Source organism: Actimicrobium sp. CCC2.4 (assembly GCF_034347385.1).
In the GTDB taxonomy this organism is placed as follows: Bacteria; Pseudomonadota; Gammaproteobacteria; order Burkholderiales; family Burkholderiaceae_D; genus Actimicrobium.
Map to the genome: position 1 here is coordinate 924,243 of NZ_CP133777.1, position 18,346 is coordinate 942,588.

Annotated in this window: 18 protein-coding genes; 8 read left to right on the forward strand and 10 right to left on the reverse strand. The window is 58.8% G+C overall.

Annotation, left to right across the window (positions count from 1 at the left end; genetic code table 11):
• The first annotated feature begins 149 nt into the window (after positions 1–149).
• From secA to RHM62_RS04410, 4 genes are all read left to right on the forward strand, one after another.
• Positions 150–2,912: a preprotein translocase subunit SecA gene (secA, locus tag RHM62_RS04395; protein ID WP_322124348.1), complete on the forward strand. Its 2,763-nt coding sequence runs from the start codon at positions 150–152 to the stop codon at positions 2,910–2,912.
• Positions 2,913–3,049: 137 nt separating this feature from the next.
• The gene (gene argJ, locus RHM62_RS04400; protein ID WP_322124349.1) at positions 3,050–4,288 is read left to right on the forward strand and encodes a bifunctional glutamate N-acetyltransferase/amino-acid acetyltransferase ArgJ; all 1,239 of its coding nucleotides are present in this window, start codon (positions 3,050–3,052) and stop codon (positions 4,286–4,288) included.
• Positions 4,289–4,327: 39 nt separating this feature from the next.
• Complete coding sequence (locus RHM62_RS04405; RefSeq protein ID WP_322124350.1) at positions 4,328–5,194, forward strand: ATP-binding protein; 867 nt, start codon at positions 4,328–4,330, stop codon at positions 5,192–5,194.
• Positions 5,187–5,612, forward strand: coding sequence for an NUDIX domain-containing protein (locus RHM62_RS04410; RefSeq protein WP_322124351.1), 426 nt, complete (start codon positions 5,187–5,189; stop codon positions 5,610–5,612). The genes RHM62_RS04405 and RHM62_RS04410 overlap by 8 nt, the downstream gene beginning before the upstream one ends.
• 5 nt (positions 5,613–5,617) lie before the next feature.
• Here the strand turns inward: RHM62_RS04410 and yacG are convergent, their stop codons facing one another.
• The 8 genes from yacG to ispB form a co-directional block, all read right to left on the reverse strand.
• A complete protein-coding gene (gene yacG, locus RHM62_RS04415) occupies positions 5,618–5,812 on the reverse strand; it encodes a DNA gyrase inhibitor YacG (RefSeq protein WP_322124352.1) in 195 nt (64 codons plus the stop codon).
• A 25-nt stretch (positions 5,813–5,837) separates the two neighbouring features.
• Complete coding sequence (gene zapD / locus RHM62_RS04420; protein ID WP_322124353.1) at positions 5,838–6,593, reverse strand: cell division protein ZapD; 756 nt, start codon at positions 6,591–6,593, stop codon at positions 5,838–5,840.
• Positions 6,594–6,684: 91 nt separating this feature from the next.
• Positions 6,685–7,308, reverse strand: coding sequence for a dephospho-CoA kinase (gene coaE, locus RHM62_RS04425; RefSeq protein WP_322124354.1), 624 nt, complete (start codon positions 7,306–7,308; stop codon positions 6,685–6,687).
• Positions 7,305–8,171 carry an A24 family peptidase gene (locus RHM62_RS04430; protein ID WP_322125317.1) on the reverse strand — a complete coding sequence of 289 codons (867 nt, stop codon included), beginning with the start codon at positions 8,169–8,171 and terminating at the stop codon, positions 7,305–7,307. Before RHM62_RS04430 ends, coaE begins: the two co-directional genes overlap by 4 nt.
• A complete protein-coding gene (locus RHM62_RS04435) occupies positions 8,171–9,403 on the reverse strand; it encodes a type II secretion system F family protein (RefSeq protein WP_322124355.1) in 1,233 nt (410 codons plus the stop codon). The genes RHM62_RS04430 and RHM62_RS04435 overlap by 1 nt, the downstream gene beginning before the upstream one ends.
• Before the next feature lie 23 nt (positions 9,404–9,426).
• Positions 9,427–11,151: a type IV-A pilus assembly ATPase PilB gene (pilB, locus tag RHM62_RS04440; protein ID WP_322124356.1), complete on the reverse strand. Its 1,725-nt coding sequence runs from the start codon at positions 11,149–11,151 to the stop codon at positions 9,427–9,429.
• Between the two features lie 175 nt (positions 11,152–11,326).
• Positions 11,327–12,628: an HlyC/CorC family transporter gene (locus RHM62_RS04445; RefSeq protein WP_322124357.1), complete on the reverse strand. Its 1,302-nt coding sequence runs from the start codon at positions 12,626–12,628 to the stop codon at positions 11,327–11,329.
• Between the two features lie 117 nt (positions 12,629–12,745).
• Positions 12,746–13,735 (reverse strand): octaprenyl diphosphate synthase, encoded by a 990-nt coding sequence (gene ispB / locus RHM62_RS04450; RefSeq protein ID WP_322124358.1) that lies wholly within the window; start codon positions 13,733–13,735, stop codon positions 12,746–12,748.
• 238 nt (positions 13,736–13,973) lie between these two features.
• Between ispB and rplU the strand changes: the two genes are divergently transcribed.
• The 4 genes from rplU to proB all read left to right on the forward strand — a co-directional run bounded on the left by rplU (position 13,974) and on the right by proB (position 17,018).
• Complete coding sequence (gene rplU / locus RHM62_RS04455) at positions 13,974–14,285, forward strand: 50S ribosomal protein L21 (RefSeq protein ID WP_009665832.1); 312 nt, start codon at positions 13,974–13,976, stop codon at positions 14,283–14,285.
• 42 nt (positions 14,286–14,327) lie between these two features.
• Entirely contained in the window at positions 14,328–14,585 is a 258-nt protein-coding gene (rpmA, locus tag RHM62_RS04460; protein WP_009665833.1) for a 50S ribosomal protein L27, read from the forward strand.
• Positions 14,586–14,681: 96 nt separating this feature from the next.
• Entirely contained in the window at positions 14,682–15,788 is a 1,107-nt protein-coding gene (gene cgtA / locus RHM62_RS04465; RefSeq protein ID WP_322124359.1) for an Obg family GTPase CgtA, read from the forward strand.
• Positions 15,789–15,881: 93 nt separating this feature from the next.
• Entirely contained in the window at positions 15,882–17,018 is a 1,137-nt protein-coding gene (gene proB, locus RHM62_RS04470) for a glutamate 5-kinase (RefSeq protein WP_322124360.1), read from the forward strand.
• A 15-nt stretch (positions 17,019–17,033) separates the two neighbouring features.
• On the opposite strand, the gene RHM62_RS04475 is transcribed toward proB, so the two are convergent.
• Both RHM62_RS04475 and RHM62_RS04480 read right to left on the reverse strand, forming a co-directional pair.
• A complete protein-coding gene (locus tag RHM62_RS04475) occupies positions 17,034–17,585 on the reverse strand; it encodes a CNP1-like family protein (protein WP_322124361.1) in 552 nt (183 codons plus the stop codon).
• A gap of 7 nt (positions 17,586–17,592) precedes the next feature.
• Positions 17,593–18,177, reverse strand: coding sequence for an RNA pyrophosphohydrolase (locus RHM62_RS04480; protein WP_322124362.1), 585 nt, complete (start codon positions 18,175–18,177; stop codon positions 17,593–17,595).
• Between the last annotated feature and the right edge of the window lie 169 nt (positions 18,178–18,346).

The window sequence follows — 18,346 nt, forward strand, 5'->3', positions numbered from 1 at the left end:
ATCAGGTCGCTATTGTTTCCCGGCGGGTAAGCCCAACATTCACGATATCGCATGATAAACTCACTTCCTTTTCAGCCAAAGTCCGTTCCTGTCGCGTGCAGATCATCGTGTTCAGGGGTTTTTCACGGCGCCTATTTTAGAATCCAAGCATGTCATTACTGACCCAGATTTTCGGTAGCCGCAACCAGCGCCTGCTCAAGCAATATCAAAAAACGGTACGCGAGATCAACGCGATGGAGCCGCTCATCGAGAAGCTCAGCGATGCGGAACTGCAGGCTAAAACGCCCGCATTCCGTGACCGCATCGCCAACGGCGAAGCCATCGATGCACTGCTGCCGGAAGCCTTCGCGGTCTGTCGCGAAGCCAGCCGGCGCGTGCTGAAGATGCGTCACTTCGACGTGCAGCTGGTCGGCGGCATGGTGCTCCATTACGGCAAGATCGCCGAGATGGGCACCGGCGAGGGCAAGACGCTGATGGCAACGTTGCCGGCCTACCTCAATGCACTGGCCGGCAAGGGCGTGCATGTGGTGACCGTCAATGATTACCTGGCGCAGCGTGATGCCGAATGGATGGGCCGCCTGTATTCGTGGCTGGGCCTGTCGAGCGGTGTGAATCTGTCGCAGATGGACCATGACGACAAGCAGCTGGCCTATGCGGCCGACATCACCTACGGCACCAACAACGAATTCGGCTTCGACTACCTGCGCGACAACATGGTGTTCGATGCGGCTGACCGGGTCCAGCGCAGTCTCAATTTCGGGATTGTCGATGAAGTCGATTCGATCCTGATCGATGAAGCCCGCACCCCGCTGATCATTTCCGGCCAGGCAGAAAATCATACCGAGCTGTATCACCAGATCAATGAAGTGCCGCCGCTGCTGACTCTGCAGATCGGTGAAGAAACGCCGGACGGCAAGAGCACGATCAGCGTTCCCGGTGATTACACCAAAGATGAAAAAGCGCATCAGGTCCTGCTGACCGAAGCCGGCCACGAAAAAGCCGAACAGATCCTGACCCGCATGGGTTTGCTGCCGGAAGGCGCGTCGCTGTATGACTCGGCCAACATTACGCTGATCCACCATCTGTACGCCGCACTGCGCGCCCACACGCTGTATCACAAGGATCAGCATTACGTGGTGCAGGACAACGAGGTCGTCATCGTCGATGAATTCACCGGTCGTCTGATGACCGGCCGGCGCTGGTCCGATGGTTTGCATCAGGCGGTCGAATCGAAGGAACACGTCAAGATCCAGAACGAAAACCAGACGCTGGCTTCGATCACCTTCCAGAATTATTTCCGCATGTACGGCAAGCTGTCCGGCATGACCGGTACGGCCGACACCGAAGCCTACGAGTTCCAGGAAATCTACGGCCTCGAAACCGTCGTGATCCCGCAGAACCGGCCGAACCAGCGCAAGGACAGGCAAGACCAGGTCTACAAGACCAACGACGAGAAGTACAAGGCCATGCTGGTCGACATCAAGGATTGCTACGAGCGCGGCCAGCCGGTGCTGGTGGGCACTACCTCGATTGAAAACTCCGAACTGCTGTCCGGCATCCTTGACACCGCAGGCTTGCCGCACAACGTGCTCAACGCCAAGCAGCATGCCCGCGAAGCTGAAATCATTGCGCAGGCCGGCAGTCCGAAAGCCATCACGATCGCCACCAACATGGCCGGTCGCGGTACCGACATCGTGCTCGGTGGCAGCGTCGAAAAACAATCCCAGCATGTCGAGGCCGACGACGCCCTGAGCGACGCGGAGAAGCAGGCCCGCGTTCAGAAATTGCGCGACGAATGGCAATCGCTGCATGACCACGTCGTCAAGGCCGGTGGCTTGCACATCATCGGCACCGAGCGGCATGAATCACGCCGCGTCGATAACCAGTTGCGCGGTCGTTCGGCCCGTCAGGGCGATCCGGGTTCGTCGCGTTTTTATCTGTCGCTTGATGATGCGCTGCTGCGTATTTTTGCCGGCGACCGCGTGCGCGCGATCATGGACCGGCTGAAGATGCCGGAAGGCGAGCCGATCGAAGCCGGCATCGTGTCGCGGTCGATCGAATCAGCGCAGCGCAAGGTCGAGGCACGTAACTTTGATATCCGCAAGCAGCTGCTCGAATACGATGACGTCGCCAATGACCAGCGCAAGGTGATCTACACTCAGCGTAACGAATTGCTCGAATCGCGGGATGTGTCGCCGCTGGTGGCGTCGCTGCGTCATGGTGTCTTCAATGATCTGTTCCGCGAGCACGTGCCCGCCGAGTCAGTCGAAGAGCAATGGGATGTGCCGGCACTACAAACTGCACTGGCCGCCGAATGGACGCTGGAGGTGCCGCTGGTCGAGACACTGGCTGCCAACGACAACCTGACCGACGAAGAACTGCTAGCGAAGGTCTTGCAGGTAGCCGATGCGTCGTACGATAGCAAGATCGCCATCGTCGGCAAGGAATCGTTTGCCGGTTTCGAGCGCAGTGTCATGCTCGGCAGCGTCGACAGTCACTGGCGCGAGCACCTCGCGGCGCTGGACCATCTGCGCCAGGGTATTCACCTGCGTGGCTATGCGCAAAAAAATCCGAAGCAGGAATACAAGCGCGAAGCCTTCGAACTGTTTGGCCAGATGCTCGAGCTGATCAAGAATGACGTCGTCAAGACCGTAATGACGGTACGCATCCAGTCGCGCGAAGAAATCGACGCAGCCGAAGAGCAGCTGGCGCAATCGAAACTGGCTAATGTCAGTTTCCAGCATGCTGACTTCAACCCCGATCTTGGTCCCGAAGAATTGCTCGCACCGACGGCGAGGCCTGCCAGCGAGCAGGATGAGCCGTTGATCAATCCGATGAAGGTCGGTCGCAACGATCCATGCCCGTGCGGTAGCGGCAAGAAGTACAAGCAGTGCCACGGCAAGCTGTCCTGATTTTTCGTCCGGAGCGCTTGCCGGACTAGAAAAGGCAGGATTTCCTGCCTTTTTTTACGCCTGCAAATTCACGCGCCTACAATGGCTGCCGTCGCCCCATCCACACATTTGTTCAACCACACAGACTGTCCGACACCATGGCCGTTAATTCCCCTCTCCCCATCGCTGCGCACCTGACACCAGTCGCCGGTATCGAACTCGGCCATGCCGAAGCCGGCGTGCGCAAACCTAATCGCAAGGACGTGCTGGTCATGACGCTGGCACCGACTGCCACGGTGGCCGGCGTATTTACGCTGAACCGCTTTTGTGCGGCGCCGGTGCAGGTCTGCAAGGCGCATCTGGAAGGCTTGCATATGGCGGGTGCGCCCATCCGTGCACTGGTCATCAATACCGGCAATGCCAATGCCGGTACCGGTGAAACCGGCCTGGCCGATGCCAATGCCGTCTGCAGTGCGCTGGCCGGATTGCTGGGTTGCGAGGCGGCGCAAATCCTGCCGTTCTCGACCGGCGTGATCCTCGAGCCATTGCCAGTGGCGCGCGTCAATGCCGGCCTGCCGCAGGCACTGGCCAATCTGTCTGCCGACAACTGGTACAACGCAGCCGAGACCATCATGACGACCGACACCCAGCCCAAGGCAGGCTCGGCCACCGTCGTGATCAATGGCGAAACCATCACCCTGACCGGCATCAGCAAGGGCGCCGGCATGATCAAGCCGAACATGGCGACGATGCTGGGCTTCCTGGCGACCGATGCCGGCGTATCGCAACACGTGCTTGAGCACATGGTCAAGCAGGCCGCCGATCACTCATTCAATTGCATCACCATCGATGGCGATACCTCGACTAACGATTCATTCATGCTCATCGCCACCGGGGCCGCAACGTTGCAGGTCACCGACATCGACTCGCCCGAATACGCGCTGCTGGCCGAAGCCGTCACCAAGTTGTCGCGCACGCTGGCGCAAATGATTGTGCGCGATGGCGAAGGCGCGACCAAGTTCATGACCATCACCGTCGAGCAGGGCACCAGCATCGAAGAGTGCCGCAAGATCGCGTATTCGATCGGTCATTCGCCACTGGTTAAGACCGCCTTCTTTGCGTCAGACCCGAACCTCGGTCGCATCCTGGCGGCGATCGGTTATGCGGGTGTCGATGACCTTGATGTCAGCAAGCTCGATCTGTACCTCGATGATGTGCTGGTGGCCCGCAATGGCGGACGTAATCCGGCCTACCAGGAAGCCGATGGCCAGCGCGTGATGCAGCAAAGCGAGATCACGGTGCGGGTCCGGCTCGGTCGTGGCGATGCGGTCGCCACCATCTGGACTTGTGACCTGTCACACGATTACGTGACGATCAATGCCGACTATCGTTCCTAAGGTCCGTTCCTACTACCCGTTCATAAAAGACACCTGCCCATGACCCAGCTAGATCAATTCCTGCAACGCGCCGAACAGCTGCTTGCGCGCCTCGAAGCGGTCCTGCCGCAAAGCCCCGCCGCGATCGATTGGCAGGCCGGCACCGCCTTCCGCTGGCGCAAGCGCGCCGGTGTCGGCAGCCTGCAACCGGTACGGCAAGTCGCCGCGATTGCGTTGTCGGACCTGCAGAACATCGCGCCGCAAAAAGAGCAGATCGAACAGAACACACTGCAGTTCGTGACCGGCCTGCCGGCCAATAATGTCTTGCTGACCGGCGCGCGCGGTACCGGCAAGTCGTCGCTGATCAAGGCCTGCCTGAACCAGTTCGCTGCGCGCGGCTTGCGCCTGATCGAAGTCGACAAGGATGACCTGGCCGACCTGGCCGACATCGTCGACCTGGTCGCCGGCCGGCCCGAACGATTCATTATTTTTTGCGATGACCTATCCTTCGAAGAGGGCGAGCATGGCTACAAGGCGCTGAAGGTTGCGCTCGATGGCAGCGTTGCTGCGCAATCGGACAACGTGCTGATCTACGCGACCTCGAACCGGCGTCATCTGATGCCGGAACGGATGGCCGACAACGCCACCTACAGAAACGATGAAAGCGGTGATTTGCATCCGGGTGAAACGGTCGAAGAGAAAATTTCATTGTCCGAGCGCTTCGGCCTGTGGGTTTCGTTCTATCCGTTCAAGCAGGATGATTACCTGGCGATTGCCGGCCACTGGCTGGCGCATTTTGGCTGTACGCCGGAACAGGTTGCCGCCGCGCGCGGCGATGCCTTGCGCTGGGCCTTGCAGCGCGGTTCGCGCTCGGGGCGGGTGGCCTGGCAGTTTGCCCGTGACCATGCCGGCAAGCGGCATGGCTGACCCGTTGCCGGCCGCCAGGCCGATCGATGTCGCCGTTGGCATCCTGATGCAGCCTAATGGCGACGTGTTGCTGGGCCAGCGTCCGGAAGGCAAACCGTACGCAGGCTATTGGGAATTCCCGGGTGGGAAAGTCGAGCAGGGGGAATCAATTTTCGCGGCCTTGCAACGCGAGTTCGTCGAAGAACTCGGCATCGAAGTGCGCAGTGCCGAACCATGGTGTGGCGTCGAGCATGTCTATCCGCATGCCCACGTGCGGCTGCATTTTTATATCAGCCGGGACTGGCATGGCGCGCCACAAAGCCTGGAAGGCCAGGCCTTTGCCTGGCAGGGAACGGTCGATCTGGAGCCCTTGTTGCCGGCGACGATACCGCTGATCGTGTGGCTGAACCAATTACGCTTTGGTACTGCCGCAGCCTGATGCTGTCAGCGCTGCGGGGTGTCGTCCGGATCGGCATCCGGATCATCGATGGGGGGGCTGCCCGGAATCGTGTATTTTTCTTCGGCCCATGCGCCTAGATCAATTTGCTTGCAACGCTCCGAGCAAAACGGCCGGTATTTGCTGGCTTCCGACCATTCCACCTTGGTGCCGCAGGTCGGGCAATCCACTACTGTTGCCATGTGCTGGTAGTCACTTTCAAAGAATTTAAAAACTGCAGAGGGTGAGTTCAAACGGCACGTCTGCCTCGCTGGGCTTGGGTTTCATGTCGCCATCCTGCGAGGTAAAACGCACCCACAACATGTACTTGTTAGCCGAGATTTCGGGAATCGCACCGAGCGGTGCATCAATGGACAGTCGCAGCATCTGGTAGACCTTGCCCTGCAACATCTGCTGGTAGCTACCGGCATGCGCGACCATCGGTGCCGAGCGACCGGATTCACGGAGCAGTCGCAGTACCAGGCTGATCGCGCCGAACAGCGGTGCCATCGGTGCGAACCAGGCGGCGATATCGTCGAAGCGCTTGGATGCCGGGCCTTGCTGCCACGCGTAGTACGACGGCAAGTCGAATTCGCAGGCACCACCGGGAATGATGGTGCGGCCGCGGATGCTCATCAGCCATTCGTTGTCGCGCACGTTCTGGCCGGTCTTGCCCTGCGCGGCGATCAGCGCGCCGCTGATCTGGTCGACTTCGGCAAGTACCGCATCGAGGCGTTCGGGCTGGACGTTCGGATTGCTGCGAAATCCCAGCAGCATCTGCTTCTGCCGTTCGAGTTCCTGCAGCAGATCGGATTTCAGGTCGGCCCGACCGGCCACTTCGAGCATCTCGAAGATCGTCGAGAGGGCGACGTGATGCTGCAGCGGATGTTCCTGTTGCAGGAAAAAAGCGAATTTTTCGTACAGGTCTTCAAGCCGCAGCAACGTGCGAATACGCTCGTTGAAAGGGTATTCGTAAACAATCAAAATGGGATCCCTAAAAAGTTCGGCAACCGATACTGGCACGATTCTGAACGATGCAGCGTGAAATTACAAATACCGTCGGCAGCTGCCCGCGTCACGGCAGCGCCGCCAGCGCACAGTACAGCGCGTGCAGGCGTTCGACTTGCGGTATCAGCGCAACCGCATCGCGATCATTGCAGATCAGGTCGTCGGCGGCGGCGCTGCGTTGCGCGCGTGTGGCCTGAGTGGCCATGATGGCGCACACCTGCTGTTCGGGCAGGCCGTTGCGCGCGACGACACGAGCTATTTGCATTTCTTCAGGACAGTCGATTACCAGGATGCGGGTCACCCGTTCCCGCCAGCGGCCTGACTCGACCAGCAGCGGCACCACGAACATCTTGTACAGGCCCGATGCCGCAGCGGCAGCGCGTGCCACCTCCTGGCCGATCAGCGGATGCAGGATCGCTTCGAGCTGTTTTTTTGCGGCCGGATTGCTAAACACCTGGTCGCGCATCATCGCGCGATTCATTGCGCCGTCGGGTTGCAGGAACTGCGCGCCGAACGTGCCGGCAATGGCCGGCAAGGCGATGCCGCCCGGCTCGGTTAGCTTGTGTGCAATTAAATCGGTATCAATCAATGTCACGCCGCGCTCTGCGAACAGGTCGGCCACGGTGCTCTTGCCGCTACCGATGCCACCGGTCAGTCCGACCGAAAAATCACTGCTGTTTGCCGGTGTCACGTCAGCCACTTCAGGTACATGCGGGTCAGCGCATCGCCGGCGACCAGGGCCAGCAATCCGGCGGCGGCGAGGTACGGACCGAACGGGATAGGATTCTCACGCCCGCGCTTGCCGAAGACGATCAGGCTGACGCCGACCAGGGCACCGACCAGCGACGACAGCAGAATAATCATCGGCAGCATCTGCCAGCCCAGCCACGCGCCCAGCGCGGCCAGTAATTTGAAGTCGCCGTAGCCCATGCCCTCCTTGCCGGTCAGCAGCTTGAAGACCCAGTAGACCGACCACAGGCACAGGTAGCCGGCGGCGGCACCGATGACTGCATCGCCGAGCGGCACGAAGGTCGCGTTGATGTTCAATAGCAGACCGATCCACAGCAGCGGATAGGTCAGGTCATCGGGTAGCAACTGGGTGTCGGCATCGATGCCGCTCATCGCAATGAGCAGCCAGGCAAAGACCAGCGTGGCCAGTCCGGTGATGCCGGCACCGAAATGCCAGACCAGCGCGGCCGACACCAGCGCCGTGAACAGTTCGACGACCGGATAGCGGGCCGAAATAGGTGTGCGGCATTGCTTGCATTTGCCGCCGAGTGCCAGATAGCTGATGACCGGGATGTTCTCGATGCCGCTGATGGCGTGCTTGCAGGTCGGGCAGGCCGAACGCGGCAGCATCAGGTTGTAGCGATCCGTGTGGGGCAATGGCAGGCCGCTCTCGCTGGCGACATAGTTGTCGGACTCGCGTTGCATCATCTTTGGAATCCGATGGATGACGACGTTGAGGAAGCTGCCGATCAGCAGGCCGAAGATGCCTGCGATGGCGGCACCCGGCGCATTGCCGGGCGTCACCAGAAAAGCAAAATCCTGCATCAAACCACGGCTCCCAATTTAAAGATCGGCAAGTACATCGCAATGACCAGGCCGCCGATGATGACACCAAGGACCACCATGATGAGCGGTTCCATCAGGCTGGAGATGGCGGCAACGGCATCGTCGACTTCGTTTTCATAGAAGTCGGCGACCTTGCCGAGCATGTTGTCGAGCGAGCCGGATTCTTCGCCGATCGAGACCATTTGCGTGACCATGTTCGGGAAGACGTTGGCGTTTTGCATGGCGACCGTCAGGCTGGTACCGGTGCTGACTTCGGTCTGGATTTTTTTGGTGGCATCGAGATACACCGCATTACCGGCAGCGCCGCCGACCGAGTCCAGCGATTCGACCAGCGGCACGCCGGCGGCGAACATCGTCGCTAGCGTACGGGTCCAGCGCGCGATCGTGGCCTTGCGGATCACGGCACCGAAGATCGGTGCCTGCAGCAGCGCCTTGTCCATGAAACGCTGGACTTTGAGCGAGCGCCGCCAGGCCTGGAAGAACATATAAAAACTGCCGAAGAGCAGGCCGAAGATCAGGTACCAGTAGGCCACGAAGAAGTCCGAGATCGCCATCACGACCAGCGTCGGGCCCGGCAAATCGGCACCGAAACTCTTGAACACTTCCTTGAAGGCCGGTACCACGAAAATCATGATGACGGCGGTGACGACGAAGGCCACGACCAGGATCGAGATCGGATAGAACAGGGCCGACTTGATCTTGCCTTTGATGGCGATAGTTTTTTCTTTGTAGATCGCCAGTCGGGTCAACAGGTCTTCAAGAATACCGGCTTGTTCGCCGGCACCGACCAGGTTGCAGAATAGCGGGTCGAAGTACAGCGGAAATTTGCGGAAGGCCTGGTTCAGGCTGGTACCGGTTTCGACATCGCTACGGATTTCCATGATCAGTTTCGACATCGACGGATTGGCGTGGCCCTTGGCGACAATATCGAAGGATTGCAGCAGCGGCACGCCGGCCTTCATCATCGTGGCCAGCTGCCGGGTGAACAGGCTGATGTCCTTGTCGGTGATTTTTTTGCCGCCGCGGAAGGTTTTTTTCTTGACCTTGGTCGTCATCACACCCTGGCGACGCAGCGTGGCATTGACGATCGCTTCGCCATTGGCGCGCATTTCACCACGGACAATCTTGCCGGACTTGTCTTTGCCTTCCCAGGCATAGATCGATTCCTTGATTGCCAGTGAACCCACCGTTTTTCGGGCTGCAGTTGCCATGATTGCTCCTGGATTATTCTTGATTATTCATTGGTGCAGCCGAGGATTTCCTCGAGACTGGTCAAGCCTAGTTTTACCTTGATCAGGCCCGACTGACGCAACGTACGCACGCCATCGAGTTTGGCCTGTGCTTCGATTTCAAGGGCTGTGCCGTGGCTCAGGATGACGCGTTCGATCTCTTCTGTGATCGGCATGATCTGGTAAATGCCAAGGCGTCCCTTGTAACCGCTACCACTGCAGCGCTCGCAACCCACCGCTTTGTAGGGCATCCAGCTGCCATCGAGATCGTCGGCAAGAAAGCCGGCTTCAAGTAACACCTCGTTCGGGATATCGGTGCTTACCTTGCAGCTGCAAAGCCGGCGTGTCAGCCGCTGCGCGGTGATCAGGATGACTGACGAGGCGATGTTGAAGGGCGCCACGCCCATGTTCATGAGCCGCGTCAGCGTTGATGGCGCATCGTTGGTGTGCAGTGTCGAAAACACCATGTGGCCGGTTTGTGCCGCCTTGATCGCAATGTCGGCGGTTTCGAGGTCGCGGATTTCGCCGACCATGATGATGTCCGGATCCTGGCGCAGAAAGGCTTTCAGCGCGACCGGGAAGGTCAGGCCGGCGCGGTCATTGATGTTGACCTGGTTGACGCCCGGCAGGTTGATCTCGGCCGGGTCTTCGGCGGTGGCGATGTTGATGCCGGGCTGATTCAGGATGTTCAGGCAGGTGTAGAGCGAGACGGTCTTGCCCGAGCCGGTCGGACCGGTCACCAACACCATGCCATACGGCCGCTGGATCGCCTTCATCAGCGTATCTTTTTGATCGGGATCGTAGCCGAGTGCCTCGATGCCCATCTGCGCCTGCGAGCCATCGAGGATACGCATGACGATTTTTTCACCGAACAGCGTGGGCAAGGTGCTGACGCGGAAATCGATCGAGCGCGTTTTGCTCAGCACGAGCTTCATGCGGCCGTCTTGCGGTACCCGCTTCTCGGAAATATCGAGCTTGGAAATGACCTTAATGCGCGAGGCGAGCTTTTCCTTGATGGCCAGTGGCGGCTGGGCGATCTCGCGCAGCACGCCGTCGACGCGGAAGCGGATCCGGTAAAACTTTTCGAAGGGTTCGAAATGCAAGTCGGATGCGCCCAGGTTGATCGCATCGATCAGCATTTTTTGCAGGAACTTGACGACAGGCGCGTCGTCGATATCGGCCAGGCCGGGGTCGTTTTGAATTGCGACTTCTTCGATGGCGAAGTCGATATCGAGGCCATCGCCGGTCAGGTTGTTGAGACTTTGCTCGGCACTTTGCCCGAACAGTTCGATCAGCTTGAGCAGACCGGTATGCTCGACGATGACCGGCTCGACCGTCAGCTCGGTCTGGAATTTGATCTGGTCGAGTACCGCTGTATTGGTCGGGTCCGAGATCGCGATCGAAATTTTGTTGCCGCGTTTGGCCAGTGCAATGACGCGCTGGCTTTGCATCAGCTTGTTGTCGATCACGCCTTCCGGTCGCAGCGCCATGTTGAATAGCGAGAAATCAAGGAGCGGATAGCCGAAGGTCTCCGAACAGAAATTAGCTAAGGACCGTGCATCGATAATGCCGGAGCTGATCAGGGCATCAATGAATTGAACTTTGTCGGTCCCGGCTTGCTTGCTGAGGGTATCTGCTTGCAGTGCTGAAAGGCGACCGGCCTGAAGCAGGGCGCGCGCCAGTCCCGACATGCTGGTGTTGGAACCCGGGTTGGACAGCACTGCAGCCATATTTTTTCAATTCAAGGTTGGATCGGAGTCCGGTATCAAGGGCCCGGCAGAGGGGTCGGGCCGATCGATGTTGCGTGCAGTTGCCGGTATTGAATGACGATGATGCCTACCAGCACTAGCATTGTAAAGGTATTGCCCGCTTTGACCGGCATCCGTCGTGGGTGCATCGCGACAGTTATCCGCTTCGACCCGTGTCCTTGGCAGTCGGGGTTGGCCGGATCAGCTTGACGACCTTGATCGACTGATTTTTGACCTGGACGATTTCGATTACGCAGTCATTGATCTTCAGGCAGACGCTGGCTTCCGGAATATCCTGCAGGTATTCGAGCAGCAAGCCATTGATGGTCTTGGGACCATCGAGCGCAAACTGCAATCCCAGTTGCTTGTTGATGTCACGCAGCGTGGTCGACCCCTCGAGCAGACAACTGCCGGTGTCATCCCAGCTGACATTGTCGGCGCGTGCTGCTGCCGGCGTCGAGGTCGTGAATTCGCCGATCATTTCTTCGATGATGTCTTCCAGCGTGACCAGTCCCTGCACTTCACCGTATTCGTCGACGATGATGGCGAGCCGTTCATGGTTTTCCTGGAAGTACTGCAACTGCGTCAGCACGTCGGTGTCTTCGGGAATGAAGTAGGGCGGGGTCAGCAGCGCGCGGAAATGGTCGATGGCCAGTTCGTCGTCTTCATTGAGCAAGCCGATGGCTTTGCGTACATGCAGGATGCCGATGATCCGGTTGATCTCGCCGTCATGAACCGGCAGCTTGTTGTGATAGCAGGTGGTCAGCTGGCGCTTGATCTCGTCGATGCTTTGCGCCAGGTTCAGCGATTCGATCTGGGCGCGCGGTGTCATCACGTCTTCGACCGACATGTGCTCGAGGTCGAACAGGTTGAGCAGGATGCTCTGGTGTTTCTTGGGAATGAAATTGCCGCCCTCGAGCACCATCGAACGCAATTCTTCCTGCGAGAGTTTGTGGTCGCGTTTGACGCCCTGCCGGATGCGTAGCAAGCGCAATAGCGCCGTGACGAACAGGTTGACGAACCAGATGACCGGTTTGCTGATGGCCATCAACGGCTTGAGAATCAATGACGCCGGCAGCGCGATCCGCTCCGGGAAGGTGGCACCGATGATCTTCGGCGAGATCTCGGCGAACACGATCAGCAGGAAGGCGACGGCACCGGTGGTAATCGCAATAACCGCTTCTTCGTGGCCAAAACTGGCGATGACGATCGTGGTCACCAGCGCCGTTGCCAGCGCGTTGATCAGGGTGTTGGCGATCAGGACCAGTGACAGGACCTGGTCGGTACGATCCAGCAGCCAGAGTGTGGTCGCGGCTGCATGGCTGCCGCGCTTGGCCAGATGGCGCAAGCGATGGCGGTTGGCCGACATCAGCGCGGTTTCGGCCATCGCAAAAAATGCAGAAAGTATGATCAGGGAAGCGAGCACAAGTAGTTGCGCCCAGAGCGGAACGGTATCCAAAGGGTCACCGCAAAGAAATAAACAGCATGAAGAAGATGACCGGGATGATGTCAGGCAGTCTCAGCCGGTCATGGCCATTAGCGTAGAACACCTCGTGTCGCTTGAAACTGACTTGGCTCAATGGTTGCGGTCTACCGCGAACGTGCACAAGTCTAGCAGCGAAGTTTTGTACTGGCTATCGGGCAATCCGGCAATCGCCTGGCTGGCGCGCGCTGCCGCTTTTTCGGCTTCGCCGCGGGTGTAGTCGAGTGCGCCAGAGCTGCTGATGGCTGCCAGGATGGCATCGAAATGCTGTTCATCGCCCTGCTCGATGCAGCTTCTGACCAGTGCGCGCTGTTCGGTGCTGCCGTTATGCATCAGATGGATTAGTGGTAGCGTTGGCTTGCCTTCCCGTAGGTCATCGCCGACGTTCTTGCCGATATCGTCCGCGTTGCCCGAGTAATCAAGCACGTCATCGATCAGCTGAAATGCGGTGCCGAGCGAACGACCGTATTCGGCCGCGGCTTCGACGTCATCCCCGGAGGCGCCGGCGACCAGCGCGCCGAGTTGGGCGGCGGCTTCGAACAACTTGGCGGTTTTCGAGCGGATTACTTGCAGGTAACGTTCTTCGGTGACGTCCGGGTCGTGCATGTTCAGCAGTTGCAGGACTTCGCCCTCGGCGATCACATTGGTAGCATCCGACAGGATACGCATGACGCGCATGTCATCGACCGACACCATCATCTGGAAAGCACGTGAGTACACGAAGTCACCGACTAGAACGGAGGCCGCATTGCCGAACAGCGCGTTGGCGGTCTGGCGTCCGCGTCGCAGTGATGATTCATCGACGACATCATCGTGCAGCAGCGTCGCGGTATGGATGAATTCAACGACGGCTGCCAGGTCGTGATGGTGTGTGCCGGTATAGCCAAAAGCCCGCGCCATCAGCAAAACCAGTGCCGGCCGGATACGTTTACCACCGGCGCTGATGATGTAGTCGGCAATCTGATTGACCAGCGCGACCTCCGAGTGGAGCTGCCGGCGAATCACCAGATTGACGGCTTCCATGTCGTTGGCAATGACTTGCGTGACGGGAGGTCGGGTTGCGGAAACTTGGGCTGCGAACAAGGTAGGCCTGATAGGTATCGGAAATTGCCCCGATTATACGATGACATGGGACCGGCACTGGCGGCGCTCCGTGTGACGCGGCGGCGGGTGCGCCAGTCAGCTTCTTCCGGATTGAATTTTGACCGGGCTGGAAACATCATGTATGATTTGCGGTTTTCCCGAATCCGTGTGTAGCATTTCGCGTGTCGTGCAACGAATTCAACGAGAAAAAGTCCCTTAATAATTGATGAGGTTTCATATGTACGCGGTCATAAAAACCGGTGGCAAGCAATACAAAGTTGTCGCTGGCGAAAAATTTAAAGTAGAACAGATACCGGCAGACATAGGTTCCGAAATCACCATTGATCAAGTGCTCGCAGTGGGCTCTGGCGAAACCATTAAGTTTGGTGCGCCCTTGGTTGAAGGTGCTACGGTCCTGGTGACGGTTTTGTCGCATGGTCGACACGACAAGGTAAAGATTTTCAAGATGCGCCGTCGTAAGCATTACCAGAAGCACCAAGGCCATCGCCAGAACTATACCGAGTTGCAAATCGTCTCGATCAACGGCTAATCAGCTTCGTTGATCAGATAACCAGAATCCAAGGAGTTTCAAATGGCACATAAAAAAGGCGGCGGCACTACGCGCAATGGTCGTGACTCGGAATCAAAGCGCTTAGGCGTCAAGGTTTACGGCGGCCAGGCTATCAATGCAGGCGGCATCATCATTCGCCAGCGTGGTACCAAGACTCATCCTGGTGAAAACGTCGGCATGGGCAAGGATCACACCCTGTTCGCGCTGATCCCGGGCAAGGTTCAATTTTTGGTTAAGGGTGCTACCCAGCGTCAGTTCGTAACTGTCGTTCCTGCTTAATTTTTAAGCAGTAGCATCCAGCATCAAGCAAGGCGCAAGCCTTCAATCAAGAGGCTCTGCCACCGGTAGAGCCTTTTTAGTTTATGGCGGGACATCATGAAGTTTATCGACGAAGCAAAAATCGAAGTCATTGCTGGTGACGGCGGCAACGGCGTCGCCTCCTTTTGTCGGGAAAAGTTCAGGCCGTTTGGCGGGCCAGACGGTGGTGACGGCGGCAAGGGCGGCACTATCTGGGCAGTTGCAGATCGCAACATCAACACGCTGGTCGACTACCGGTTCTCCAAAATGCACAAAGCGCGCAATGGCGAAAACGGCCGCGGCGCGGATTGTTACGGCAAAGGCGCGGACGATATTCTGTTGCGCATGCCGGTCGGTACCCTGATCATCGATCACATCAACGGCGAAGTCATCGCTGACATGACTGAACACGGCCAGCAAGCCATGCTCGCCAAGGGTGGCGAAGGCGGCTGGGGCAACATCCATTTCAAGACATCGACGAACCGTGCGCCACGCCAAAAAGGCGACGGCAAGGAAGGCGAGCGACGCGAGCTGCGCCTTGAGCTGAAAGTACTGGCCGATGTCGGCCTGCTCGGTATGCCGAATGCAGGCAAGTCGACCTTCATCTCTGCGGTATCGAATGCCCGTCCGAAGATCGCCGATTACCCGTTCACGACCCTGCATCCGAATCTGGGGGTAGTACGCGTCAGCCACGAAAAGAGTTTCGTGATTGCCGATATTCCGGGTCTTATCGAAGGTGCGGCCGAAGGCGCCGGGCTGGGTATCCAGTTCCTGCGTCATCTGCAGCGCACCCGCGTGCTGTTGCACATCGTTGATCTGGCCCCCTTCGATACAGTGGATCCGGTCAAGGAAGCCAAGGCCATCGTCAAGGAGCTCAAGAAGTACGACGAATCGCTGTTCGACAAGCCACGCTGGCTGGTCTTGAACAAACTCGATGTCGTGCCGGAAGAAGAGCGCAGCAAGCGCGTCAAGGACTTCGTCAAGCGCTTTGGCTGGAAAGGTCCGACCTTCGAAATTTCTGCGCTGAACCACGACGGTTGTCCGGAGCTGGTCATTGCGATCTACAATTACCTGGCCGAACAGCGCGCACTCGAATACCGCGCTGAAGAAACCCAGATGTCCGAAGAGGCGCGCCAGATCGTATCGATCGATCCGGACGATCCCCGCTTCAAGGTCATGGACTGAGTTTCAGGGCTATCCCCGGCGCGAGTTGTTCTCGCGCTTTTTTTACGCCTGCCGCGTTCGGCAATGTGCAGGTGGTTTTTTGAACGATGAGCGATGACAGCAACAATACAACCGCAATCACTGGTGCAGCAAGCCAGACGCCTGATCATCAAGGTGGGGTCTTCGCTGGTCACCAATGATGGCAAGGGACTGGATCACGCCGCCATCGCGAACTGGGCCGCGCAAATTGCGCAGCTGCGGACGCTCGGCAAAGAGGTTGTGCTGGTCAGTTCCGGGGCGATTGCCGAAGGCATGCAGCGCCTCGGTTTCGACAAGCGGCCCACCGGAATTCACGAATTGCAGGCTTGCGCTGCGGTCGGCCAGATGGGTCTGGCACAGGTCTATGAAACCAGCTTTCGCGCACATGGCCTGGGCACCGCGCAAGTGCTGCTGACGCACGCCGACCTGGCCGACCGGGAGCGCTATCTGAATGCCCGCTCGACACTGTTCACGTTATTGCGCTTCGGGGTGGTGCCGGTCATCAATGAAAACGATACCGTGGTCACCGATGAGATCAAGGTTGGCGACAACGACACGCTGGGCGCGCTGGTGGCCAACCTGATCGAAGGCGATGTACTGATCATCCTGACCGATCAGCGCGGCCTGTTTACGGCGGATCCGCGCAAGGATCCGCAAGCCCGTTTCGTCGAGCACGGCAAGGCGGGTGACATCGCACTGGAAGCGATGGCAGGCGGTGCCGGCAGCAACATCGGCAGCGGCGGTATGCTGACCAAGATACTGGCTGCGCGGCGGGCAGCGACATCGGGAGCGCACACGGTGATCGCCTCGGGGCGCGAAGACAACGTGCTGGTGCGATTGGCAGCCGGAGAATCCATCGGCACCCAGTTGCAGGCGCAGACAGCGCAACTGACGGCGCGCAAGCAATGGATGGCCGATCATTTGCAAACAGCCGGCAAGGTGGTGCTCGATGACGGCGCGGTCAAGAAGCTGACCACGGAAGGCAAGTCCCTGTTATCGATTGGCGTGGTGGCAGTCAATGGCGAGTTCGGCCGCGGTGAAGTGATCACCTGCGTCGACCAGTCCGGCAAGGCCATTGCGCGCGGCATGACCAACTACACCAGTGCCGAGGCACGCCGCATCATGCGACGCCCGTCGTCGGAGATTCTGTCCATCCTGGGATTTGTCGAGCAGCCCGAGCTGATTCACCGCGATAACATGGTGCTGCTCTGAGTTCAAGCGACGGACTTATTGCGCCAGGTGCCGGATGATGGATTTGCCGGACTTCAGGCGCGCGATGATATCGCCGGCTTTGCCGGCCACGGTGCTGCCGTCACAAAAATAGTCCTGTGCCAGCGCAGCATGCCGGCGGTTGGCACTATTGCCGCTGATCGGCTCCCACGCATCCTTGCGTGAACGTGACCAGCTGCCATCGGGGCGACCGAACGCGTAGAGCTTCTTTTCCAGCGACGCGCAGCGCACTCCTTCGTAGCTGATATTGAGGGCGCCGCTGCTGCTTTGCGCCACCATCACGTAACGCACCACGCCATCGGCACCGACGGTGAGCGTCGCGGGTGCGATCGAGAATGTCTGGGTTGCGGTGGCGCTCACATCGAACGGCAGCAGCGTAGCCATGTCCGGTACTTTTGGCAGCTTGACTGAAATTTCCTGCCAGGTCTTGCCGGTGTCGTCGAACTCTTCATCGAAGTTTGCCTGCGCGTGTGCGCCGGCGTGCGCCAGCAGCACGACGACTGTCGCGGCGATGGTAGCGCCGCGGCGCCAGGTGTGGTTCATGGTCATGTCGACTTCATTCATGGTCGGAAGGTTGGGGCGCAGCGGGCATTGGTTGCGGCTCGTCGTCGCTGATCATGTCCTGGCGCTGGTGACGGTGCGGCGGACGTGCCGGCGCATCGATCAGCGGACGCGACAGATAGCGCGACAGCTCCTGCAGCGCACGCTGGTAGACATCGCGCTTGAATTCGATGACCACATCCAGCGGCACCCAGTACTCATGCCAGCGCCACGCATCGAACTCGGGATGACTGGTCAGTCGCAGGTTGACATCGCAATCGCGTCCGACCATGCGCAGCAAAAACCAGATCTGTTTTTGACCGCGATAGTGACCGCGAATATCGCGCTTGATAAAGCGGTCGGGCACCTCATAGCGTAGCCAGTCGCGCGTGCGGCCGACTATCTTGACATGCTCGGCACGAAGCCCGATCTCTTCTTCGAGTTCGCGGAACATGGCCTGCTCGGGTGTTTCGCCGTATTTGATTCCGCCCTGAGGAAATTGCCACGAGTGCTCGCGTACCCGTTTTCCCCACCACACCTCATTGTGGGTGTTGAGCAGAATGATGCCGACGTTCGGGCGAAAGCCTTCACGATCAAGCATTAGTGCACCTCGAAACTTTCTGCGGTCCGGTACGCCGTTCTCTGATTCGCGCCTGCAGCGCTCAAGAAAAATTGTCTGCCACGGTCTTGCGGCGGCAGCCGATCAACTCAAATGCTGCGTAATGTGCGAAGAGTAGGCGCATCGGCCAACTAATCCTTTAAAATTGGAA